This is a genomic window from Paenibacillus sedimenti (genome assembly GCF_014534655.1).
GTDB classification, from domain to species: Bacteria; Bacillota; Bacilli; order Paenibacillales; family NBRC-103111; genus Paenibacillus_E; species Paenibacillus_E sedimenti.
In genome coordinates this window covers 239332-262121 of the sequence record NZ_JACVVD010000010.1, presented here as the reverse complement: position 1 = coordinate 262121, position 22790 = coordinate 239332, and the positions used below count along the sequence as shown (strand labels likewise).

21 protein-coding genes are annotated in these 22790 nt (G+C 51.1%); 14 read left to right on the top strand and 7 right to left on the bottom strand.

Features of this window, described 5'->3' with window-relative positions; genetic code table 11:
* Nucleotides 1-23 precede the first annotated feature (23 nt).
* From ICC18_RS24855 to ICC18_RS24805, 11 genes are all read left to right on the top strand, one after another.
* Nucleotides 24-1454: an allantoinase gene (locus tag ICC18_RS24855; protein WP_188177132.1), complete on the top strand. Its 1431-nt coding sequence runs from the start codon at nt 24-26 to the stop codon at nt 1452-1454.
* A complete protein-coding gene (allC, locus tag ICC18_RS24850; RefSeq protein WP_223192833.1) occupies nt 1447-2730 on the top strand; it encodes an allantoate deiminase in 1284 nt (427 codons plus the stop codon). The genes ICC18_RS24855 and allC overlap by 8 nt, the downstream gene beginning before the upstream one ends.
* A complete protein-coding gene (locus ICC18_RS24845) occupies nt 2717-3961 on the top strand; it encodes a (S)-ureidoglycine--glyoxylate transaminase (protein WP_188177131.1) in 1245 nt (414 codons plus the stop codon). Before allC ends, ICC18_RS24845 begins: the two co-directional genes overlap by 14 nt.
* Nucleotides 3955-5550 carry a gamma-glutamyltransferase gene (gene ggt / locus ICC18_RS24840; protein WP_188177130.1) on the top strand — a complete coding sequence of 532 codons (1596 nt, stop codon included), beginning with the start codon at nt 3955-3957 and terminating at the stop codon, nt 5548-5550. Before ICC18_RS24845 ends, ggt begins: the two co-directional genes overlap by 7 nt.
* Before the next feature lie 40 nt (nt 5551-5590).
* Entirely contained in the window at nt 5591-6586 is a 996-nt protein-coding gene (locus ICC18_RS24835) for an XdhC family protein (protein WP_188177129.1), read from the top strand.
* Between the two features lie 20 nt (nt 6587-6606).
* Nucleotides 6607-7299: a nucleotidyltransferase family protein gene (locus ICC18_RS24830; protein ID WP_188177128.1), complete on the top strand. Its 693-nt coding sequence runs from the start codon at nt 6607-6609 to the stop codon at nt 7297-7299.
* A 182-nt stretch (nt 7300-7481) separates the two neighbouring features.
* Nucleotides 7482-8381 (top strand): FAD binding domain-containing protein, encoded by a 900-nt coding sequence (locus tag ICC18_RS24825; RefSeq protein WP_188177127.1) that lies wholly within the window; start codon nt 7482-7484, stop codon nt 8379-8381.
* Complete coding sequence (pucD, locus tag ICC18_RS24820) at nt 8365-10650, top strand: xanthine dehydrogenase subunit D (protein ID WP_188177126.1); 2286 nt, start codon at nt 8365-8367, stop codon at nt 10648-10650. The genes ICC18_RS24825 and pucD overlap by 17 nt, the downstream gene beginning before the upstream one ends.
* Nucleotides 10647-11132, top strand: a complete 486-nt coding sequence (locus ICC18_RS24815; protein WP_223192832.1) for a (2Fe-2S)-binding protein — start codon at nt 10647-10649, stop codon at nt 11130-11132. Before pucD ends, ICC18_RS24815 begins: the two co-directional genes overlap by 4 nt.
* 7 nt (nt 11133-11139) lie before the next feature.
* The gene (locus ICC18_RS24810) at nt 11140-12279 is read left to right on the top strand and encodes a BMP family ABC transporter substrate-binding protein (RefSeq protein ID WP_188177125.1); all 1140 of its coding nucleotides are present in this window, start codon (nt 11140-11142) and stop codon (nt 12277-12279) included.
* Between the two features lie 21 nt (nt 12280-12300).
* Nucleotides 12301-13284, top strand: coding sequence for a Rieske 2Fe-2S domain-containing protein (locus ICC18_RS24805; RefSeq protein ID WP_188177166.1), 984 nt, complete (start codon nt 12301-12303; stop codon nt 13282-13284).
* A gap of 164 nt (nt 13285-13448) precedes the next feature.
* Here ICC18_RS24805 and ICC18_RS24800 read toward each other — a convergent pair whose 3' ends face one another.
* On the bottom strand, nt 13449-14018 hold the full coding sequence (locus tag ICC18_RS24800) for a YdeI/OmpD-associated family protein (RefSeq protein ID WP_188177124.1): 570 nt from the start codon (nt 14016-14018) through the stop codon (nt 13449-13451).
* A gap of 90 nt (nt 14019-14108) precedes the next feature.
* Nucleotides 14109-14573: a VOC family protein gene (locus ICC18_RS24795; RefSeq protein WP_188177123.1), complete on the bottom strand. Its 465-nt coding sequence runs from the start codon at nt 14571-14573 to the stop codon at nt 14109-14111.
* Nucleotides 14574-14675: 102 nt separating this feature from the next.
* On the opposite strand from ICC18_RS24795, the gene ICC18_RS24790 reads away from it, so the two are divergent.
* A complete protein-coding gene (locus ICC18_RS24790; protein WP_188177122.1) occupies nt 14676-15587 on the top strand; it encodes a helix-turn-helix transcriptional regulator in 912 nt (303 codons plus the stop codon).
* A gap of 98 nt (nt 15588-15685) precedes the next feature.
* Here ICC18_RS24790 and ICC18_RS24785 read toward each other — a convergent pair whose 3' ends face one another.
* The 4 genes from ICC18_RS24785 to ICC18_RS24770 all read right to left on the bottom strand — a co-directional run bounded on the left by ICC18_RS24785 (nt 15686) and on the right by ICC18_RS24770 (nt 19672).
* A complete protein-coding gene (locus ICC18_RS24785; RefSeq protein WP_188177121.1) occupies nt 15686-16108 on the bottom strand; it encodes a chromate resistance protein ChrB domain-containing protein in 423 nt (140 codons plus the stop codon).
* Nucleotides 16108-16539 carry a Chromate resistance protein ChrB gene (locus tag ICC18_RS24780; RefSeq protein ID WP_188177120.1) on the bottom strand — a complete coding sequence of 144 codons (432 nt, stop codon included), beginning with the start codon at nt 16537-16539 and terminating at the stop codon, nt 16108-16110. Before ICC18_RS24780 ends, ICC18_RS24785 begins: the two co-directional genes overlap by 1 nt.
* A 16-nt stretch (nt 16540-16555) precedes the next feature.
* Complete coding sequence (locus ICC18_RS24775) at nt 16556-17764, bottom strand: chromate transporter (protein ID WP_312029599.1); 1209 nt, start codon at nt 17762-17764, stop codon at nt 16556-16558.
* Nucleotides 17765-18103: 339 nt separating this feature from the next.
* A complete protein-coding gene (locus tag ICC18_RS24770; RefSeq protein ID WP_188177119.1) occupies nt 18104-19672 on the bottom strand; it encodes a catalase in 1569 nt (522 codons plus the stop codon).
* A 183-nt stretch (nt 19673-19855) separates the two neighbouring features.
* Here ICC18_RS24770 and ICC18_RS24765 point away from each other — a divergent pair, with 183 nt between their 5' ends.
* Both ICC18_RS24765 and ICC18_RS24760 read left to right on the top strand, forming a co-directional pair.
* Nucleotides 19856-21334 carry a catalase gene (locus ICC18_RS24765; protein WP_188177118.1) on the top strand — a complete coding sequence of 493 codons (1479 nt, stop codon included), beginning with the start codon at nt 19856-19858 and terminating at the stop codon, nt 21332-21334.
* 47 nt (nt 21335-21381) lie between these two features.
* Nucleotides 21382-21654, top strand: coding sequence for a Fur family transcriptional regulator (locus ICC18_RS24760; RefSeq protein WP_188177117.1), 273 nt, complete (start codon nt 21382-21384; stop codon nt 21652-21654).
* A gap of 63 nt (nt 21655-21717) precedes the next feature.
* Here the strand turns inward: ICC18_RS24760 and ICC18_RS24755 are convergent, their stop codons facing one another.
* Nucleotides 21718-22773: a DctP family TRAP transporter solute-binding subunit gene (locus ICC18_RS24755; protein ID WP_188177116.1), complete on the bottom strand. Its 1056-nt coding sequence runs from the start codon at nt 22771-22773 to the stop codon at nt 21718-21720.
* Nucleotides 22774-22790 lie beyond the last annotated feature (17 nt).

Genomic DNA, 22790 nt, shown 5'->3' with positions numbered 1-22790 from the left:
CTTTAGTTCGGGGAGGGTTTTTCGTGAATAAACCGTTTGACGTGGTTATCAAAAATGGCACGGTCGTCCTCGCAGATTGCGTACGCCGGTTGGACATTGGCATTCGCGACGGCAAAATTGCTGCGCTTGGCGAAAACCTGACAGTCTCGGAACTTACAGCCATATATGATGCGGAACATTTGCACGTGATGCCGGGGATGGTCGATGCGCATGTTCATTTCAATGAGCCGGCGCTTGGCCATTGGGAAGGGTTCGCTACAGGTTCGGCGTCGCTCGCTGCCGGCGGCTGTACGACCTATATCGATATGCCGCTCAACGGCGTTCCGCCGACGGTTCGACTTAGCGCGCTGGCGAGCAAATTGGAAGCGGCCGAGGGCGCCTCTTATGTGGATTATGCGCTATGGGGTGGATTGGTACCCGGAAACGTGGGACAATTGCAGGGGTTAGCGGAGGCTGGTGTAGTCGGCTTCAAAGCGTTCATGTCTTGTCCGGGCGGAGAGGGCGAAGATATTTTCGCTGAGGTGGACGACCTGACCTTATATGAAGGGATGAAGGAAATCGCCCGACTGGGCAAAGTGCTGGCGCTCCATGCGGAAAGCGAGGCGATCGTGTCCAGACTGGCGGCGCAAGCGAAGACGGAAGGTAGGCGGGGGGCGCTGGACTATGTGGCGACAAGACCGATTCTGGCCGAGCTTGAAGCCGTTAACCGTGCGCTCTTCTATGCGGAGCAGACGGGCTGCAAGCTGCACTTCGTGCATATCAGCAGCGCGGAAGCGGTGCAAGTTATCACGGAGGCAAAAGCGAGAGGGATGGACGTCACTGTGGAGACGTGCCCGCATTACTTGGCGCTTACATCGGCGGATTTGGAGAGGCTCGGGCCTCTGGCCAAATGCGCGCCGCCTCTGCGCAGCGCGGAAGACCAGGAGCGACTTTGGGCGAAAGTGGCCGAAGGCGCGCTGAATATCATCGCCTCCGATCACTCCCCGTGTCCGACAACGATGAAGCAGGGGGATATGTTCGAGGCATGGGGCGGCATTTCCTGCGCGCAAAGCTCACTCGAGCTTATGCTGGATGAGGGGCATCTGCGCAGAGGCATTCCGCTGACGGAGATCGCCCGCATGCTGTCGCTGGAGCCGGCTAAACGATTTGGCTTACATCCGCGCAAAGGCGAAATTACCCTCGGCGCCGATGCCGATCTGGCTCTTGTCGATCTGAACCTGGCTTATACGCTTGAGCAAAGTGACCTGCTGTACCGCCACAAGCACAGTCCTTATATCGGCAAAACATTCGGCTGCCGGGTGAAGGCGACGTATGTACGCGGTGCGAAGGTTTATGAGATTGGCGAAGAGGTTACGGCGAAAGCGGAAGGGAGTTGGGTTCGCCATGCGGATACGGCTTTGGTATACTCCGCCATCGCTGCAGCCTCGGCTATTGGAGGCGAATCCCATGAGTAGGATAGCTTCGGGCCCGCACGATATGCTTGCACAATTTACAAAGCGGGTACCTGAAGTGCTGGAATGGCTAGCAACCTTTGGCGCTGACCCGGAAGGCGGGGTTACCCGCTTGCTATATACCGATGCGTGGCTGCAGGCGCAGCAAGCTTTGGCAGCAATTATGCAGGAGCTGGGTTTGGAGCCTAAGTATGACGCTGTAGGCAATTTGTATGGCAAGCTTCAAGGGATCAATCCGGAATTGAAGCCTGTCTTAACAGGCTCACATATAGATACGGTTAAAAACGGCGGCAAATATGACGGCGCATACGGCGTTATCGCCAGTATGCTGGCTTTAGGGTATTTGAAGGCTGCATTCGGCGCGCCTAAGCGGACGCTGGAAGTGGTGTCCTTTTGCGAAGAAGAGGGAAGCCGCTTTCCGCTCACGTTCTGGGGGTCCGGGCATGTGACCGGAGTCCATCAGATGGAGGCGGCAGCTACGATCGCAGACCGGGAAGGGATTACACTGCTTGATGCCATGCAGCGTGCCGGTTTTACCGGCGGTCAAGGAGATTCGGCAAGTCGCAATGATTTAGGCGCCTATATCGAAATTCATATCGAACAAGGTTCTGTACTTGAATACAACGGCAAACAGATTGGCATCGTTACGGCCATAGTCGGACAAAAGAGACTAACCGTCCGTGTCCTTGGTAAGGCGAATCATGCGGGAACTACACCGATGACGATGCGGCGCGACGCGCTTGCGGGTGCGGCGGAGATGGTTGCTTTGACTGAGAAGTTGGCGCTGGAAGAAGGCGATCCACTTGTAGCAACGGTCGGGAAACTCGAAGTTAAACAGGGGACCTCGAACGTGGTGCCTGGGGAAGTTGAGTTTACATTGGACATTCGTCATACGGACGAGTCGAAACTGCAGACATTCTGTACAAATTTGCTTACAAAGCTCGAAGAAATCGCGATGCGAAGAGAGCTTGATATACAATCGGTTGAACATTTGAGCGTATCGCCCGTGGTTATGCATAGCGGCATTTCGGCAGAGATTGAAAGCATATGTCAGGATCAGGGGTTCAAGGGCATGAAGCTGCCTAGCGGTGCCGGGCATGATGCGCAGTTGTTTGGGGCGGTATGCCCGACAGCGCTTATCTTTGTTCCGAGCCGTGGCGGGCTTAGCCATAATCCCGAAGAGCTTACGTCCGCAGAGGATCTTGCGGCAGGATTTCAAACGCTGGTTCAATTGTTGTATCAATACGGTTATGGGGGTAAAGCGGATGAAATCTTATAGAGACCTGTCGCCGTCGCTGCGCACAATCATGACCCCGGGACCTGTAGAGGTAGATCCACGGGTGCTGCGCGCGATGTCTTATCCGATTCTCGGGCAATTCGATCCGGAGTTCACGGAGCTGATGAATGAAACGATGGAAATGCTCCGGGACTTGTTTCAAACGAAAAATCAATGGTGCTTCCCGATAGACGGCACTTCGCGTTCAGGTATTGAAGCGGTTCTGGTCAGTGTTATAGAGCCTGGGGACAAGGTGCTCGTGCCGATATATGGACGCTTCGGCAACTTGCTGGTAGAAATCTCCGAGCGTTGCGGTGCGGAAGTTATCATGCTGGAGCGGGATTGGGGAGCCGTCTTCGATCCCGAGGAAATCATCGAAGCGATTCATCGCGATAAGCCGCAGATCGTAGCGATGGTGCACGGCGAAACGTCGACGGGCTGCATTCAGCCGTTCGATGGCATCGGCGCTGCGTGCCGTGAAACAGATGCGCTGCTTGTCGTCGATGCGGTCGCCACAATCGGTGGCGTTGCCGTTGAGACGGACGCTTGGCAGCTCGACGCCGTCATCGGCGGCACGCAGAAGTGCCTGTCCGTGCCTTCCGGCATGGCGCCGATCACGTATAACGAGCGCGTCGAGGCGAAGGTGCTGCGCCGTAAAACGATTGAGCGCGGACTGCGCGAGAAAGGTGCTGAGGCTAAGCCAGGTAAGACCGTCGCGAGCAATTATTTTGATCTAGGCCAGCTGCAGGACTACTGGAGTCCGAAGCGGCTCAATCATCATACGGAAGCGACTTCAATGCTGTATGCGCTGCGCGAAGGACTCAGAATCGTGCTGCAGGAACGTTTGGAGGAGCGGTTTGCCCGGCATCGGCGTCATGAAGCGGCTTTGGTCGCAGGTTTGTGCGCGATGGGCCTGTCGCTTTACGGCGACCCTGATTGCAAGCTGCCTGTTGTGACCTGTATCCGCATCCCGAACGGCGTAGACGGCGAGTCGGTTCGCGCTATGCTGCTGAACAGCTTCGGCATCGAGATCGCCAGTTCGTTCGGACCGCTTAAAGGCCAAATCTGGCGCATCGGCACCATGGGCTTCAGCTGCAATCAGAAAAACGTGCTGCATGTGCTCGGCGCCTTGGAGGCTGTGCTGCTATGGCATGGCGTCGACATTTCGGCCGGTAAAGCGCTTCAGGCGGCACTTGCATTTTATGCTCGAAAAGGAGAGGAACTGCCATGCTGAACATCATGCCGCGTGCGGAACGAGCAATGATTGCTACGCCTCATTATTTGGCCAGCAGTGTTGGGAGCGCGATTTTGCAGCAGGGCGGTAATGCCTTTGATGCCGCGATCGCGATCAGCGCTGCGCTGGGCGTTGTGTACCCGCACATGACGGGGCTTGGCGGGGACGCCTTCTTTCTGATGCATCATCCGGCAACGGGGACGTTCACTGGATTCAACGGAAGCGGAAAGTCTGCAGCGCAGGCTACGCCTGAATATTATAAAGAAAAAGGGATGGAGGCCATCCCGCAAAGAGGCGTTTTAAGCGCCATTACAGTCCCGGGTATGGTGGATACCTGGTGGCAGGTTTGGGAGAAATACGGCAAGCTGCCTTGGGAGAAATTGCTCGATCCGGCGATTGCTTATGCAGAGAACGGGTTCCCGATTTCCCGCAATTTGGCTTTTTGGATGCGTAAGGATGAAGCGTTCATCAGGGCTTCCGAGCAGCTCAGCGCTTTATACATGCCGGATGGAGAGCTTCTTAAAGAAGGCGCGCGACTCGTTCAAAAAGAAATGGCTCAGACGCTGCGCATCATTCAGCAAGGGGGCAGAGAGGCCTTTTACAATGGTTCCGTGATGCGGGCTATCGTAGACAGCGTTCAGCGTGACGGCGGGCTGCTGCAGGAAGACGATTTCCGCAATTATGAAGGCGAATGGGTAAAGCCGTTGTCCACGACATATCGTGGGTACGAAATTTATCAGATGCCGCCGAACTCGCAAGGGTTCACGGCGCTAATGATGATGAATATGCTGGAAAATATCGAAGTAAGCGCTGTGCCAAGAGCTTCGGCGAATTTTTATCATATCATGTCTGAAGTCATTAAAAAGGCGTTCCGGGATCGCGATCGTTATTTGACCGATCCCCGTTTTCGGGAAATACCGCTGGATCGTCTCCTATCTAAGGAGTATGCAAAGCAGCTGTGGGATGAAATTCAGGCGGAGCCTTTGAAGGCGAGCCCGCACTTATCTCCGGCGATCGGTCAGGATACGGCTTATGCGGCGGTTGTGGATGAAGAGGGGAACGCGGTTTCGTTTATTCAAAGCTTGTATTTTGACTTTGGCGCTGCTTATGTCGCAGGCGATACGGGAGTGATTATGCAAAATAGAGGCTCCTTTTTCTCGCTGGATCCGGCGTGTGCCAATGTGCTCGAACCGGGCAAAAGGTCGTTCCATACCTTAATTCCGGCCATGATAGCCAAAGAGGGCAAGCCCTACATGCTGTTCGGCACGCAAGGCGGAGAGGGTCAACCCCAAACGCAATTATCCATCATGACGGGCGTATTGGATTACGGTCTTTCGATTCAGGAGGCGATTTCGCTTCCCCGTTGGGTGTACGGACGCACTTGGGGCGAGGATGGCGATGCGCTCAAGCTGGAACATCGTTTGGATGCGGAAGTGTACGCCCGTTTGACGAAGTGGGGTCATCGCGTTGAGCCGGTGAATAGCTGGGATGGCATCATGGGGCAGGCGCAGGGCATCGTTATTGATGACAGAGGTGTCATGAGCGGGGCCGCTGATCCGCGTGGAGACGGCCTGGCGATCGGTTGGTAAATTCAGCCCCAAAATTACATTAAGCGAGGTGCGATAAGTGATGGAGTCTTATGACATGTTGACGGCGGTGGAAAATGGCGTTCGGCAAGCGGTTTTAGCGACGGTCATTCATGTGGAAGGTCACGCTTATCGCAAGCAGGGGGCCGTCATGCTCTTCATGGAGGATGGCAGTTCGGTGGGGAGTATAAGTCCTGGATGCTTGGAGGCGGATTTAACGGAATACAGGTCAGCCGTATGGGAGTCCGGAAAGCCGCAAATGGTGGAATACGATATGAGACCTGCTGATGATTTTGGCTGGGGAGAATCGATAGGCTGCGGCGGACTGCTCCGTATTTTGCTGGAGCCGGTAACGGGTGCGCTGCTAGTGAGCTTGCTGGCGATTAAGGCAAGAGTCGATTGTGGAGAAGAGATGGAGCTGACCCGCACGTTCTCAGATTCATATGCGACAATCGATTATGATTGGCGCGCTGTCTCCGGTAGGACTCCATCCGATCGCCGGACTGACTTATCCACATATACTTCGCTTTTTATGCCGAAACCGAGAGTCGTTGTTTTTGGTGCGAATCAGGATGCAATTCCACTCGTACAGCTGGCCATCAGCGCGGGATTTCGCGTGGTGGTCGCGGATTGGCGGGAATCTATGTGTACGCTGGAACGATTTCCTGGGGCGGAGATCGAAGTGGGGTTTCCGGAACAGCTGATTAGTCTGCTTAAATTGACGGAACGAGATTATGTTGTGGTTATGAGCCATCAATATCAAAAGGACATGGATTTTGTTCAAGGTGTGATGCAGTCCTCCCTATACTATCTCGGTATTATGGGATCTAGGGAAAGAACCGAGCGGATGCTGGATGGGCTGGATCGTCCGGAATGGCTGCATTATCCGGTCGGGCTCCGTATCGGCTCGGAAGGTCCGTTTGAAAATGCGGTCAGTATCGTAGCGCAATTAATTGCCATTCGCCGTGGTACGCTTGAACGTGAAGAGCTATGTTCCGTTGCAAAGCGCAGAGATATACATGGCTTGGGCAGTTGGTGAATGTGATGGAACCGTTTGAAATGATGAAATCAAATGATTGGATACGGTCAATAGAGTCGGTAAAGTCAAAAAAGTCCAGGCAAACCGGTCTGGTCGGCGTTTACTTGGCGGCGGGCAGCAGCAAACGAATGGGGATGGCGAAGCTATCCCTTGAGCTGGCTGACGGGGTTCGACTGGGTGGCATTGCTCTGCTGCAAGCACTGCGCTCGGATCTGGACTATATCGTAATCGTTGCGAAAGATGGCCATGCATTAGATTGGCTGCCCGAGGAAGCTTATCCCCACCTGCTTTCGGGTAGATGCAGGATTGCGGTTTGCCGGGATGCGAAGCTTGGTATGGCACTGTCGCTTCGCACAGGCATTCAGGCGGCGGAAGCGCTAGGTGCAGATAGCATCCTTGTGATGCTGGCGGATCAGCCGTTTGTAACGGATGGCATGCTAACCGGACTTGTGGAAGCGTTTCGTCAAGGTGCAGATTTTGATTATATCGCCAGTGGTGATGCGGGAACACCTAAGCCTCCTGTCGTCCTGGGACGCAGCATGTGGTCCGATGCGCTTGCATTGGAAGGGGATGCCGGAGCGCGCTTATTATTCCGCATGCCTAAGTTCCGGGGACGTGTCATTCAGGAGAGTAATGAGTTGCATTTCATGGACGTAGACACTCCTAAATGTTTTGAGCAGGCAAAAAAGGTCTTTAGGAACAAAATGATGTAAACTAAAATAACATATTAGAAGCGAAAAGTGCATTATTACTAATAGTGTGCTGTTTTTTTATACAAAAAAACAATATTGTGTAAGGTTAGTTGACGTTAATTTTGAATTTTGATTATAGTAGATCTAATTTACAGTTCGAATGTCTATAAACTTATGCTTAAGAACTCTTAGGAGGGTTGTCCATGTCGGTTCCTATGCATCAGCTGCCTCAGCAGCAGCCTTCGGTATGGCTGCCTGCAAGTGTGGAAGAAGCATTGTTGTTGAAACATAAATGGGGAGACAGAGCGGCACTTGTTGCAGGGGGGACCTGGCTGCGCACCCGTTGGGAAAGCGGTCTGTCGCCGATGCCGGATCACCTGATCAGCTTAGGGCGGATTCCTTCCCTTTCGGCATTAACCGTCGATTCGATCGGAAATATCCATATAGGTCCGGCGCTTCCTTTATCGGATTTAATGACAAATCCGCTTGCCGGGGCAACATGCGGGCTGCTGCTTCGGGCTTGCGCAGAGATTGCTGCCCCTTCCGTGCGGAATTTGGCCTCCATAGGAGGCAATGTGATGACCCGCACGGGAGACTTGATACCGGCGCTGCTCGTTTTAGGAGCGCAGGTGAGCTGCTCTGGCGGCAACGCGGAGCGTACGTTGCCGTTAGCCAAGTGGCTGGTCACGGGTCCAGCCCCCAATGAGGTGATGACGGCGATTGTCATCTCTCCGTCCGGGGAAGCGGCCGCCGAGTTTTACCTGAAGGTGGGGCGCCGGGAGGCGTTTACGCCTTCGGTGGTAACCGTGGCCGGCCGACTGTCGCTCAGCGAGGATGGCACGATCCGCGCTCTAGCGATTGCTGCCGGCGGGGGAAACGCCATCCCGGCGAGATTCGAAGAGCTGGAGGCTGCCGTAACCGGGCAGGCTCTAACGAAGCCGCTGCTGCAATCGCTGCACGCCGGCATTCTTGAGCAGTTTAACGCCGTTGCTGATGACTACGCAGGAGTTCCCTACCGCAAACAAACAGCGGCGAATTTGATCGTCTCGGAATTGTATAAAGCTTGGCGCAAGGGAGGCGGTTCCGATGTTAGTCAACCGTGAAACCTATGCGAAGAAATGGATCGTAAGGCCTGACGGGGAAGACAAAGTAAACGGCAAATTGAAATATTTAACGGACTTAACCATGGCCGGCATGCTGCATGGCAAGGTGCTGCGCAGCCGTTACCCGCACGCGTGGGTGCTTTCGATCGATACCGGCAAAGCAAGACAGGTTCCCGGCGTGCGTGCCGTATTGACGGCTGAGGATGTGCCGGGCATGAATTTATTCGGCATCGCCTTCCCGCATCAGCCTGTGTTATGCAGCAACCGCGTCAGATATGTCGGCGATGCAGTGGCGGCGGTAGCGGCGGACACCGAGGAGATCGCCGAGTATGCGCTCGGGTTGATCGAGGTCGTCTATGAGCCGCTGCCGGTCGTGGACGATCCGGCGACCGCGCTCGACGAGGGTACGATCAAGCTGCATCCCGAAGGCAATCTGCTGCATAGCACCAGCATTCAGCATGGCGATGCGGAGAAGGCGTTCGCACAATGTGCCCACATCGTAGAGGAGACATATACGACTCCGCGACAGATGCATACGTATATGGAGACGGAGGGCGGCCTGTTCATCCCCGAGGAGGACGGCAGACTGACGGTCTACTCGCCTACTCAGCATGGGTACAAGGATCGCATGCAGCTTTCGCGCATCCTGGCGATCCCGGAGGAACAGATTCGCGTCGTATCCAGCCCGATCGGCGGATCGTTCGGCGGGAAGGATGAGCTTAACGTGCAGCCTTTCGGAGCGCTGTTGGCGCTTGCGACAGGATTGCCCATCAAGATGCATAACTCGCGCCGTGAGTCCGTCATCGCCGGCATTAAGCGGCATCCGATGCGCATTACGATGAAGACGGGGATTGATGCCGAAGGCCGCATCATCGCGCATCAGGTTCGAATACTCGCAGATACAGGCGCTTACGCGACGCTCGGGTGCGAGGTGCTGAATTTCGCAACTGAGCATGCGGTCGGACCTTATGCCATTCCTAACGTGGATGTACAAGGTACGAGTGTATATACGAATAACGGAGTTTCCGGAGAGTTCCGGGGATTTGGCGGCAATCAGGTGATTTTTGCGGTAGAAAGCCAGATCGAACGCTTGGCGGATAAGCTGGGCATGGATTCCTGGACATTCCGCAAGCTGAACATGCGCGCACCGGGCGATCCCGGGCCGATGGGACAGCTCATCGTAGCCACCGACGGGGCGGAGCAGGTATGGAGCAAAGTGATGGAATCGCCGCTTTGGGCGAAGCGCGGGAAAACGTGGCAGTGCGAAGAACCGTGGATCCGCCGTGGTGTCGGCGCAGCGATTGTCATGCATGGCGCCGGGCTCGGCTTCGGCATCCCTGATCACTCGGGCGGCGCGATCTGCCTCACCGCCGATGGCAAAATCCAGGCCTCCTTCGGTTTCGAGGAGTTCGGCCAGGGCTTGAATGCAGCATTAACTTTGATGCTGCAGGATTTTTTTGGCTGCACCGCAGCGGACATCCGCATCGTCATCGGCGATACGGACCGCGTGCCGGTCAGCGGATCCAGCACAGCCTCGCGCGCCACGACGATGATGTGGCGCGCGCTGCAAAAGCTGAAGCCGCCGTTCGTGAAGGCGCTGTTGGAGCGTGCGTCTCAGCTCAGCGGCATCCCGGCTGACGAGCTGGTCACCGGTGCCGGCGGCATTCACCGGCGTGAGGGTGACGCAAAGTTGGTCATCACCTACGAGCAGCTCGCCGCAGCCGCTGAAGCGGCTTCCCAGCCGATCAGCGCGCGCGTCGAATTCGATTATCCGACGACGCCGGAAGGCATGGTCGGCGCTCATTATTTATATTCTTACGCTTCCGTCATTGCCGAGGTCGAGGTGAACATGCTTACAGGCCGAGTGAAAGTGCTGCAAACCGATCACGTTATTGCGGCGGGACCCGTCATTAATCCGATGGGCTTCCTCGGGCAAATCGAAGGCGGCAGCGTGATGGCGCTTGGTTATACATTGACGGAAGATGCAGTCATGAAGGAAAGCAGCTATCTCCGGCATAATTTGGACACGTATCTCGTGCCGACCTTTAAGGACAGTCCGCAAACGATCCGCGTAGAGGCGATTGAGGAGTTGCCGGAAGGGGATACTTTTGGCCCCCGAGGCGTTGGGGAAATCGGTTCGGTAGGGTTGGCTCCGGCCATTACCGCAGCGGTCAAACATGCAACCGGCATCTGGGTGAGCCGTCTCCCTATTTCGCCGGAAGACATCGTGCAGTCCATCGACTGGTTAGAAGGGGTGGAAAGCCATTGATTAACACGACGTATGTACTCGAATGCTCGATTAACGGCAAAGACATGGCGATACCGGTCCCGGCATCCAAACGGATGTCTGATATATTACGCGACGATTTGCAGCTAACAGGGACGAAAGTGTCATGTGGAATCGGACGCTGCGGCGCCTGCATGGTGCTTCTCGACGGCAAACCGGTCAATTCCTGTCTGCTCATGGCCTATCAGGCAGCAGGGAAGAGTTTGGTCACGATCGAGGGCATTTCAGCTGGAGAAGAGTTGCATCCCGTCCAAAAAGCGATGCTAGAGGAAGGAGGGCTGCAGTGCGGTTACTGCACGGCGGGCATGGTCGTCAGTCTGACGGCCTTGTGGGAACAAAATCCGTGTCCGACCAGAGCGGAGGCGGAAGAAGCGCTTTGCGGCAATATATGCCGCTGTACCGGCTATGAGGGTATTTTCCGGGCAGTAGAAAAATGCGGGTTGTCGATAAAAAGAGAGGGGTAGAAACCATATGAAGAAAATCACGCTTATTTTCGCATCACTTATGCTTATGATTGTGACGGCTTGTTCTCAGCAATCGGCGACGACCGGCAGTACGGGGACGGCGGCACCTAGCGCATCGGCATCGGCTGCAACAACTGCACCTCAGGCGGAGAAAAAACTGCCTAAAGTCGCATTCGTGTACATCGGCGTACCCGGCGACGGGGGCTGGACTTATGAGCACGATCAGGGGCGTCTCATGGTCGAAAAAGAGTTAGGCATCAAAGCGACAACGGTTGAAAATATTCCTGAAGGTCCGGATGCGGAGCGTGTTTTTGAAGAACTGGCACAATCGAACGATATTATTTTCGGCACCTCTTTCGGTTACATGGACCCTATGTATAAAGTGGCTCAAAAGCACCCTAACGTAAAATTCCTGCACGCAACCGGCTACAAAACACTGCCGAACATGGGTACTTACATGGGCCGTGAATACCAAAGCGCCTATCTCGTCGGCATGGCTGCAGGTAAAATGACGAAAAACAATCATATCGGTTATGTCGGCGCGTTCCCGATTCCTGAGGTGATTTATACCATTAATGCATTCACTCTTGGCGCACAAAGTACAAATCCGAATATTGACGTAGCGGTTGTTTGGAGCAACACCTGGTTCGATCCGGCCACGGAAAAGCAAGCGGCCATTTCATTGCTCGATAAAGGCGTGGACGTTCTGGCTGCTTATCAGGATTCGCCTGCAAGCATTCAAGCGGCCGCCGAGCGAGGCGTATGGGGGATCGGGAACGACTCCGATATGAGCCGTTTTGCTCCGGAGACGTACATTTCCAATCCGAAATGGAACTGGGGACCGTACTACGTGAAGACTGTGAAAAGCGTTATGGATGGTACATGGAAATCTGAAGCTTATTTTGGCAGCATGAAAGAAGGCATTACCGATATCGCTCCATTAGGCAAAAACGTGCCGCAAGACGTGAAAGATATGGTTCTGAAGAAAAAACAAGAGATCCTGGACGGCAAATTTGAGGTATTCCAAGGTCCGATCGTAGATCAAGACGGCAAGGTTCGCTTTGAGCAGGGGAAAAAGATGACGGACGAAGAGATTTTAGGCACGACCTGGTTTGTTAAGGGCATTAAAGGTGTCATTCCCAAATAAGAGCGAAGGGACGTGCAGACGATGACAACGATCCGCCTTGATACAGCTTTACTTGACGAATGGCATCCGGTGTTGTTGTCGTCAGCCTTGACGGAGCGGCCGATTGCAGTTCGGGTTCTTGATGAAAAAGTCGTCGTGTTCCGTACGGCGCAAGGCGTCCACGCTTTCAAGGATCTATGCATACACCGGGGCGTACCGTTATCGCTGGGCAAAGTGGCCGGCGACGAACTGGTGTGCGCGTACCATGGCTGGTCGTATAATAGCTGCGGAGCCTGTACGCGAATCCCCTCGCTGCCTGCGGGTCAGGCGATACCGTCCAAGGCGAAAGCAATCGCGTATTCGTGCGTGGAGGTGCATGGCCTGATTTGGGTATGCTTAGGCGAACCTGTAAGTCTACTGCCTGTAGTTAGCCGGCATATTCAAGACGGTTTCAAGGAAGTGTTCATGGGACCGTACGCGTTAGAGGCTGCAGGCCCCCGCATTATTGAGAATTTCCTCGATGTATCCCACCTCATGTTCGTCCATGAGGGGCTGCTGGGCGATAGTGAATTCGCGGAAATCGCGGATTATCACGTGCACGAAGTAGACGGCGTGCTGAGGTCGGACGAAATCGTCGTGTACCAACCCGATGCTGACGGCACGGGACGCGGCATACATAGCCGGTACGTGTACGAGGTGTTCAGCCCGCTGTGCGTGGCTTTCACCAAACGGGACGATGCGACGGATCACATCTTCCGGTTGTTTTTGATGGTGCTGCCGGAGACCGAAAAGCACAGTAAAGCTTTTATGCTGAAACAGCGCAACTATGCGCTGGATGAGGCGGACGAGGTTTTCGTGGCATTCCAGGACCGGCTCATCGAGCAGGACCGGGAAATGGTCGAAAACCAGAAGCCGGAGCTGCTGCCGCTGGACCTGCAAGCGGAGCTGCATTTGAAGTGCGACCGCTTGAGCATCGCGTACCGCAAGCGGCTGCGGGAGCTGGGCGTCACCTTCGGGACAGCCTAGATGTGTTGGGCGCTGCGGCGTGTCTGGAGAGAACGTTTGATTCTCTCAGGCGCGCTGGCAGCGCTTTTTGTTTTGGCTTTTACGGAGAGAAGACTTCGTAAAACCGAACCCCTGATGTATCAAGGAAACTACTGGCCACTTGTAAACTTGTCCAGCAGAGCATCTTAATAATCTAGTAGACGTCCGTTATCATTCCATTGACCGTACATTTTGTTTTCTCTAGTGTTTGTTATGAATTTGTCTAATCTGCTCCTAAACAATTCTGGCTGATTCTTATTGCTTTGTATCGTGTCGATTCGAACTCTTTTATAGAGATCTGGAAATGACATGAAATTGTCGTATACTTGCTTTTCCTCTTTTAGCCTTTGCTCTATAACTTCATCAATTCTAAAAGAATTGTGATCCATATCAGGAAGAACCATTCTTCCTTCGTCTCTCATTAACCCCAACTTTTCGAGGCGGCGGACACGTTCTTTATTTAATTCAGTCCATGAACTTGTTTTACTTCTAGGAGACAGCCTCTGAGCCAGCTCCGTTTCAGAAATTTTCTTTTTGACTCCATCGATCCATCCGAAGCACAAAGCTTCCTCGACCGCGTCCAAATATAACAATATATTAGGGGTGGGCGTCATACTAACCAATATCCAGCAAGACTTCTCAGTCTTACAATTTTCCTGCAGCCAAGTCCTCAGATCTTCTCTTAATTTTGTCGGAATCAGATTTTCAGTTTCCATAGATAAAATAATATCCCTTCTAAAATCTTTTAGGACAAAAGGTACATAAAAAAAATGGTCTTCAATTGCAAGACCATTTTTTAAAACGGGTTACCGTTTATCGGAAATGACTTTATCAAGAAACTTATTTGCGTCACTATTAAATTTCCAGGAAACCCCAAACTTATCAACTAACATTCCAAAGCACGAAGACCAAGGAGTGTTGGATAACGGCATCAAAACATTACCGCCAACAGACAAATTATTAAAGTATTCTTCCAGTTTTTGTTTATCGTCGATGACTAGACTAATCAATACATTATTTCCTTTCACCAACTCACCTGTTACCATCTTCATGGAAGGCAAAAGATCCGACATCATTATTTTCCCGCCTGCGAATTCCATTGAAGACTCCATGATCATAGTTAACTCATTTTCTGGCAGTGGATAGTTTGGATCTTGTGGAAAATCCTTGAATTTAACTTTTTTTACTTCATTTGCATGTAAGGCCTCCGAATAAAATTCAATCACTTGTTCTGCAATTCCATCAAAGTTTAAATATGCAATAGCTGACATAAGGCAATACCTCCTTCTTGTGATAAATATAGTATAATTTATAAAAGGTGACAGCTGTATGTCACCTTTCTTGGATTAAGTAGAGAAAAAAGAGGGGGAAATATGGACAAGGTTGAGAGACTAATTTCTATCATAATGATATTGCTGAAAAAAGATGTCGTTTCAACAACAGAATTCGCGCAATTATTTAACGTTTCCAAAAGAACTATTCTTCGCGATATGGAAACACTGAGCTTATCAAACATCCCGATCTATTCTATCAATGGAGTTAATGGCGGCTACGGTATTATGGATGAATACAAGGTTGATAAACGTCTTTTGAGCAGCTCCGACTTAGAGAATATATTAACTGCGCTCGGCGGATTGGAACAAATTCTAATTAGCGAAGAAGTTGAAATGACAATAAAAAAAATAGAAGCAATGGTTAGCCCATTGTCTCTGAATAGTTCAATTCTAATGTCATTTTATGATTGGGAGGGTCGGTCTGAGATTTTTCAAACCTTGAAGAAATGTCAAGAATCAATATTAAAGAGAAGGTTAGTTTCATTTGATTATATAGATAAAAATGGCACTACGACGAATAGAATCGTCGAGCCGTATCAACTTCATTTTAGCGAAACGAGTTGGTATCTGAAAGGATTCTGTTTACATCGTACGAGGTATAGAACGTTTAAATTATCTCGGATCGATAATCTGAATATGGATGAAAAAACATTTAACCCTAGAGAATATTTATTAGAGCAAGAACGCGAAGCGAGTTATCAACCGCAACTAGTCGCTATTAAGGCATTGATTTCGCCTAGCATAAAAGATCAATTCATTGAAAGGTACGGTCGAAAGAGTATTGAAAACTATAATTCGGAATATTTATTAGCAACAATTTATGTCCCTCAAAACAGTACGGGATTTCAATTTTTAGCAAGCTTCGGCACAAATCTAATAATCGTAGAGCCCAAAACGTATGTTGAAGACTTTCGAATTTATTTAAATAAAATGATGGAGAACTATTTTTGAAAAGGTCCCGTTTCCGATTCATCTTGAACCCAGGTTACGACTATATGTGTCCGAAGGAATAGTGCTTGCTCTAATGAACCGATGTAGTCGGTTCTTTTTTATTGCACTTTTTCCGAGGATATTCGTGAATATAAACCTTCAAAAATCAACCCGCCTCTATCTAAAGCAGTTAAATCATCGGGGGAGGTCATTCGGATTCCATCACAAATAAAATCTAAACCCGGTGCTACAGGTTCTAAAAATGCTTCCTGAACTGTATCTGCTTCATCTACAATCCGTGCGATACGTTCCAAAACGGGGTCTTTAATTTCAAATTCTTTTAGCATGGTATGGAATGTACAATGACCTCTACGATGGGTAAGTCGAACTCCCGGTAAATCAAACGGTTCAGCCCCCTCGGGTAAGGGCTTATGACCTACAGGTATAAATAAAAATTCCGCATCCGAATCAATACATTTTCTAATCAGCCAAGCACATGCCATCCTATCTACACCAACATTTTCCCAAGTAACCCAACTCATTATTGGTCCCTCCCTCTAGCACCTTGCAGTTCCTCCAATACACGTTTCCCTAGTTCAGATTGAAAATAATCTTGTGATTTAACCTGATGATATTTTTTAGTTAATGAAACAAGGTCATATTGTACCCTTTTCAGTTCGTCAATGATTGCAATATACTCTTGGTCCACTTGTTCAGTGAACTCTTTTATAATGGTTTCGTCCTGTCCTCCTAATACAAGATGTGATTCCCAAAGCGAAGCTTCTCCGCCAAGTTCTTGTATTTCCAGTACAATCCATTGGAATTGTTCTTTTGTTTTTGGTGTACAAGGAAGGCACCAAACGGATTCATGCAGGAGAATAGCACCTATACGCTTAAGTTTTCGCCATACGTAAACACGGGTTTTACTCGGATTACGAGGAAGTTTATACAATAAATGTAACCAGTTCTGCACTAATTTCACCGCCTAATTAATGCATCATAGGGTATAAAAATAATCCAATAATAGCTGATACAAGGATAATAACGGGTTCTGAAACCTTTTTGTTCTTCCATAATAATACAAGAGTTATTAGGGCAAGCAAAGCTGTAGGAATATCGATAATCGATCTTTGACCAAGTACAATAACTGCACCGCTTATGGCACCTGTTGCCGCCGCTGTTACCCCATTAACAAAAGCATTGATTCCGGGTAGTTTGCCGTACTTCTTAAAAAACGGAGCAGGAATGATGGTCAGTAGGTAACAGGGGAGGAAGGTAGCAATAGCGGCAACACTAGCACCCGGAAACCCGGCTACCAAATAACCAATAAATCCGGTTGTTATTACTACAGGTCCCGGAGTAATCATTGCTACTGCTACTGCATCAAGGAATTGTTGGGCATCTAGCCAACCATACTCTTTTACCACACCACTATAAAGGAAAGGTACGATAGCAAGACCACTCCCAAATACAAATGCTCCTGCTTTTGTAAAGAAAGTAAAGATGCTCCATAAAGTATCATTACCATTACTGGAAACCGCTAAGCCACCAATTGCCGTGACAACTGGAAAAGGTGAAAAACTATTAAGTTTTGATTTTCTCCACAATTTCTTCGGTGGTTGTTTTACCAACCAGTATATGATTCCTGCCCCAAGAAACAAAAGAACACTCTCAGATTCTGTAATTACTGTCACTGCACCTGCCATCAAGAAAATAGTCCATAGTAACCAATCCTTGCCAATGGTTTTGGTGGTTAGTTTATAAGCACTAAACGCGATTATTCCAATAACACTGGCTCCTACTGCATAAAATACAGCCTGCATCCATGTTATACCGCCAAATCGAACATATGCCCAACCTAAAGCAACGACCATCAAAAATGAAGGAATAACAAAAGCAATGCCCACTAATGTTGCTCCGAGAATACGGTAATGGACGTACCCGAGATAAATCGCTAGTTGAGCCGCCAAGGGACCGGGAGCAAGCTGTGCCAATGCTAAACCATCCTTATAGTCGGCTTCTGGAATCCAACCGCGTTTTTCAACAAGGTCTCGATACATATACCCAGTTAACGCAACAGGTCCCCCGAATCCCCAAGTGCCTAACTTAAGAAAATACAAGAATAGTCCCCATAACGTGTAGGTTACACTTTGAATTTGAACCTCAGTTTCATCTTTCGTTGTTAATGGCTCACTCACTATTTTTCCCTCCTTACCGTCATTGTAATACTGGCTACATCACGAATTGTAATACTGGTTACATTATAATTCAACTTATAATAATACGAGCTTTCAGAATACCCGCTCGAGGCGATAGCCGCCATCGAGCAGCACCCTGCAATCCCCGGCTTACAGGTGCAATAAGCCGCCAGAAAGAAGTAGCTAGTGGTTTTAAGTCGGTTTTTCCGCATTAAAGTGCGGGTGGCAGGTGAAATGGTGGCGTTAGCGCGGTCTTTCGTGCTTACAGACACAAAAAAGCGGAATCCACCAAGGGTTCCGCCTTTTTTTGCGCTTGAATCCGTCGCTTCCGGCTGCGTTTCAATACCCGTCCGTACGCTGCCCGGACTTAGCCGCTGCTGCAGCGCCCTCGCGATTGGAATCGCTCGTCCCCGCTTGACCGCCTGCGCTCGCGAGCCCCTCGGCCACGCGCCGCCCGTAGTCGGCGTCGGCGTTGGTGAAATGCTCGATCATTTTACGCTGGATGACCGGGTGGCACACCTTCAAAGCATTCACCAGATTCGCGATAAGCTCGTCGCGCTCCCAATTCTCGAACTTGCGGTACGTATCTCCCGCCTGCCCGAAGTCGTTCGTGCGGTCGATTTTTTGTCGCACGAGCTTGTCATTGTAGGCGGGTTCATGCTCCTTGCCGGAAGGCGCTGCTTCTTTCAACCCGCCGAGCGATGAAGGCTCATAGTTCACATGCGGATTTTGACCCGCACCGCGGTCTACATGATACGCCATTTGTCCGTCGCGCTGGTTCGTAGCGACATGCGTACGGGGCGCATTGATCGGGAGCTGCAAGTAGTTTGTGCCTACGCGATAGCGCTGAGTATCCGAGTAAGAGAACGTACGGCCTTGCAGCAGTTTATCGTCAGAGAAATCCAGGCCGTCCACTAAGACGCCGGTGCCAAAAGCAACCTGCTCGACTTCGGCGAAGTAGTTCTCCGGGTTGCGGTCCAGCACCATTTTCCCCACCGGCAAGAAAGGAAACTTCTCATGATCCCACAGCTTGGTCGGATCCAGCGGATCAAAATCCAACTCCGTGTGCTCATCGTCACTGATGATTTGCACGCATAGCTCCCACTCCGGATACTCCCCGCGCTCAATTGCTTCGTACAAATCCTGCGTTGCATGGCTCGTATGTTTGCCTTGAATCTGCTCAGCCTCGGCCTGAGTCAAATTTTTAATTTCGACCTTCACTGGCTCCCAATGGTATTTCACGAGCACGGCTTCACCGCCGCTGTTCACCCATTTGTACGTATTCACCCCTGAGCCCTGCATTTGCCGGTAGTTGGCCGGGATACCCCAAGGCGAGAAGAGAAATGTAATCATATGCGTGGCTTCCGGAGAGTTGGAGACGAAGTCGAACATCCTCTCAGGGTTGGACAGATTCGTCACCGGATCGGGCCGGAAAGCGTGAACCATATCAGGGAATTTGAGCGGATCGCGGATAAAAAATATTTTCAAATTGTTCCCGACGAGATCCCAGTTGCCATCCTCGGTGTAAAATTTCGTCGCAAAGCCACGCGGATCGCGCAGCGTCTCCGGTGAATGCCCGCCGTGCACAACGGTCGAGAAACGGACGAAAACGGGGGTGCGTTTTCCTTTTTCCTGAAACAGTTTGGCCCGTGTGTACTTGGAGACAGGTTCGCCTCCCACAGTGCCGTAAGCTTCAAAGTAGCCATGGGCGCCTGCGCCCCGCGCGTGGACGACGCGTTCCGGGATGCGTTCGCGATCAAAATGCGAAATTTTCTCGATGAAGTGATAGTTCTCCAAGGTGGATGGTCCGCGGTTGCCGATCGTACGGATATTTTGGTTATCCGAGATAGGGTGACCTTGGCGGTTCGTTAGGGTAGATGAGTTCGAATCCTGTTCGGTTGATTTCACAAAAGCTTCCTCCTAGCTTGCGGTGATCAAAGTCTTTTTCCTCCATCTCCATTTTTTGCTAAGCGGGCAGAGAATATGTAAAAGAAAGGTGTTGACAATCATTATCAATATAAATAAAATAAATATTAAATTATAATAATTATAAATAAGAAATCATTATCAAAAACTAAAAGGAGAGCTCACATGACTTATAACCCGAATAACCCTCATTATCTGACGACCAATCAAGCCGCCCCCGTAGGCGACAATCAAAATTCCCGCACAGCCGGCCAGCACGGCCCGACGCTCCTCGAAGATTACCATCTTCTTGAGAAAATCGCGCATTTCGACCGGGAACGCATTCCGGAGCGGGTTGTCCATGCGCGGGGAGCAGGTGCATTCGGTACTTTCACTGTAGAGAATTCGATGAAACGGTACACCAAAGCCGCATTCCTCGGCGAGGCGGGCAAAGAAACGCCGGTCTTCGTTCGTTTCTCGACCGTTATTCATGGTCAGGGCTCGCCGGAAACGGCTCGCGATCCGCGCGGATTCGCCGTGAAATTTTACACGGAAGAAGGCAATTACGATCTGGTCGGCAATCATCTGCCGGTGTTCTTTATCCGCGACGCGATGAAATTCCCCGATATGGTGCACTCGCTGAAGCCGGCTCCGGACACAAACGTGCAGACGCCGGATCGCTACTGGGATTTCATGTCGCTGACTCCGGAATCGACGCATATGCTGACATGGGTGTTCTCCGACTACGGGACTCCGGCCAATTACCGCGAAATGAATGGTTTCGGCGTCCATGCTTTCAAATGGATTAACCACACAGGCAACTATGTATATGTCAAATATCACTGGAAGCCGCATCAAGGCGTCCGCAATTTGAGCAAAGCCGAAGCGGCGGCTGTTCAAGGCGAAGATTTCAGTCATGCGACCCGGGATTTATACGATCATATCGCCCGCGGCGACTTCCCGAAATGGGATTTGCATGTGCAGCTCCTGCAGCCTGAAGATCTGGATGCTTACGATTTCGATCCGCTGGATCCGACGAAAATGTGGCCGGAAGATCTGATTCCGCTGCAAAAGGTCGGCACGATGACGCTGAACCGCAACCCGCAAAACTTCTTCGCCGAAGTGGAGCAGGCAGCTTTTGCCCCTAGCGTACTGGTACCCGGCATTGAACCTTCCGAAGATAAACTGCTGCAAGGCCGTCTGTTCTCATACCCGGATACGCAAAGGTACCGCCTGGGCGCGAACTATTTGCAAATTCCGGTTAACTGCCCTTATGCGACCGTGCGTAACAATCAGCGCGATGGCGCGATGCAAATGAAACAGCAGCCGTCCAGCGTCAATTATGAGCCGACCCGGCATGCCGATGCGCCGAAGGAAGCGCCAGAATACCGCGACAGTCGTATGCCTCTTCAATGCTCCGCAGGCAGAGAAAAAATCGCGAAAACGAATGATTTCGCGCAAGCCGGAGATACATTCCGCAGCTTTAGCCCGCAAGAGCAGGAGAACTTCATCTCCAACCTGGTCGGCGATCTGGCCTCCGTTCACGAAAAATCGCAGCTAATGGCCATCTGCAATTTCTACAGAGCAGATGCAGGGCTGGGGCAACGCCTGGCTGACGGTCTGAAAGTGGACATTTCCGGCTACCTGAAGCATTTGAAGCAATAAATGGCAATCAGATCGATCCCATCTAAACCAAAAAGGAGGTATTGTTCATGGCCCAAAGCGATTTGAATCAAGCGCTGCAGCATATCCGTTCCAAAAACATTCCGTTAACCCCGCAGCGATATGCGTTGTTGGAGTATTTATACACTAGAGACAGCTACACCACCGTTAAAGACATCTGTGATGCGCTCAACGAGCGGTATCCGCATATCAATGCAACATCCGTATACAGCAGTCTGCACGTATTCAAGCAGCTTGGCCTGGTAAGAGAATTAGCCGTGAACGATACTTTCCTGCGGTATGAGGCGGCGATCTGTTCATAAATATAAAGGCGCTCCTGCGTGCGGAAAGGTCATATGGCCTTTTCGCTCGCGGGGGCGCCCTTTTCATTTGTAATGACGTCTAAGTTCGTTCACCGCATCAATGAGTTCTTGGCCGACGTAGGCCCGCGCCTCTTGATAGACCGGTTCAAGAGCTTGTTCCCACTCGGCTCGTTCCTCATCCGACAGGACATGAATGTCCATTTGTCCGGTCTTTTTTAACTCGTCCAATTGCTTGCTGTTCAAGTGGATTGCATTTTGATTCGCCCAAGCCGTGGCTTCCTGCATGGCTTCGCCAACCGCCTTTTGCTGCGCGGCCGACAGCTTATCCCAGAATGCTTTATTCATGATGACGCCATAGCCCAAATAGGCGTGATTGCTGATCGTCATATACTTTTGCACCTGATACAGCTTTCGGGAGTAAATGTTGGATATCGTATTCTCCCCGGAATCTACCTCGCCAGATTCCATACTACGATACACCTTGTTAAAAGGAATAGGAACAGTCGTCGCATTCAATTGGCGAAACTGGGCTTCGATGACCTCGCTGGGAAGAATGCGAAATTTCAAGTTGCGAAAATCTTCTAACTCAACAAGCGGGCGCTTATTGGAAGTCATCTGCTGGAAGCCGTTGGCCCATAAGCCAAGCCCGATCATCCCCTTCGACTCCAATTTACCCATCAGGATGGAACCGATTTTGCCCTGAAATGCTTGCTGCACTGCTTCTTCGTTCCGGAAAGCAAACGGCAGATCCATCGCCATCCACTCCGGAACGACCTCGGATATGTTGGAGAAGCTTGGCGCAATCAATTGAATGCTGCCTTGCTGCAAAGCGGCGACTTCATCGTATTCATTATACAAGGTGCCGTTGGGAAACAGTTCGACCTTGATCGTATCGTTCGTTTTGAGTTTGACAAGCCGGGCAAACTCTTGCGCCGCTTGCCCTTTGGGCGTATTTTCCGCGACGACAAAGCTGAATCGGATGACGGTCTGCTCTCTGAGACCGCTTTGCTCATCATCGTATACGCGTTGTCCGTTATTAAATTGAGAGGAGAAACCGAATATCACAGCTGTCACGAGCCCAATGATAACAAATAGCGTAATGCCGACAAACGTTCTCACAGCCATCCTCCCATTTC

What these genes read in the sequence shown, in the direction of transcription:
- ICC18_RS24810 (WP_188177125.1), top strand. Translation starts at nt 11,140, where the DNA reads ATGAAGAAAATCACGCTTATTTTCGCATCACTTATGCTTATGATTGTG.
- ICC18_RS24800 (WP_188177124.1), bottom strand. Translation starts at nt 14,018, where the DNA reads ATGGAAACTGAAAATCTGATTCCGACAAAATTAAGAGAAGATCTGAGG.
- ICC18_RS24825 (WP_188177127.1), top strand. Translation starts at nt 7,482, where the DNA reads ATGTCGGTTCCTATGCATCAGCTGCCTCAGCAGCAGCCTTCGGTATGG.
- ICC18_RS24760 (WP_188177117.1), top strand. Translation starts at nt 21,382, where the DNA reads ATGGCCCAAAGCGATTTGAATCAAGCGCTGCAGCATATCCGTTCCAAA.
- ICC18_RS24790 (WP_188177122.1), top strand. Translation starts at nt 14,676, where the DNA reads ATGGACAAGGTTGAGAGACTAATTTCTATCATAATGATATTGCTGAAA.
- allC (WP_223192833.1), top strand. Translation starts at nt 1,447, where the DNA reads ATGAGTAGGATAGCTTCGGGCCCGCACGATATGCTTGCACAATTTACA.
- ICC18_RS24765 (WP_188177118.1), top strand. Translation starts at nt 19,856, where the DNA reads ATGACTTATAACCCGAATAACCCTCATTATCTGACGACCAATCAAGCC.
- ICC18_RS24845 (WP_188177131.1), top strand. Translation starts at nt 2,717, where the DNA reads ATGAAATCTTATAGAGACCTGTCGCCGTCGCTGCGCACAATCATGACC.
- ICC18_RS24805 (WP_188177166.1), top strand. Translation starts at nt 12,301, where the DNA reads ATGACAACGATCCGCCTTGATACAGCTTTACTTGACGAATGGCATCCG.
- ICC18_RS24835 (WP_188177129.1), top strand. Translation starts at nt 5,591, where the DNA reads ATGGAGTCTTATGACATGTTGACGGCGGTGGAAAATGGCGTTCGGCAA.
- ICC18_RS24830 (WP_188177128.1), top strand. Translation starts at nt 6,607, where the DNA reads ATGATGAAATCAAATGATTGGATACGGTCAATAGAGTCGGTAAAGTCA.
- ICC18_RS24785 (WP_188177121.1), bottom strand. Translation starts at nt 16,108, where the DNA reads ATGAGTTGGGTTACTTGGGAAAATGTTGGTGTAGATAGGATGGCATGT.
- ICC18_RS24795 (WP_188177123.1), bottom strand. Translation starts at nt 14,573, where the DNA reads ATGTCAGCTATTGCATATTTAAACTTTGATGGAATTGCAGAACAAGTG.
- ggt (WP_188177130.1), top strand. Translation starts at nt 3,955, where the DNA reads ATGCTGAACATCATGCCGCGTGCGGAACGAGCAATGATTGCTACGCCT.
- pucD (WP_188177126.1), top strand. Translation starts at nt 8,365, where the DNA reads ATGTTAGTCAACCGTGAAACCTATGCGAAGAAATGGATCGTAAGGCCT.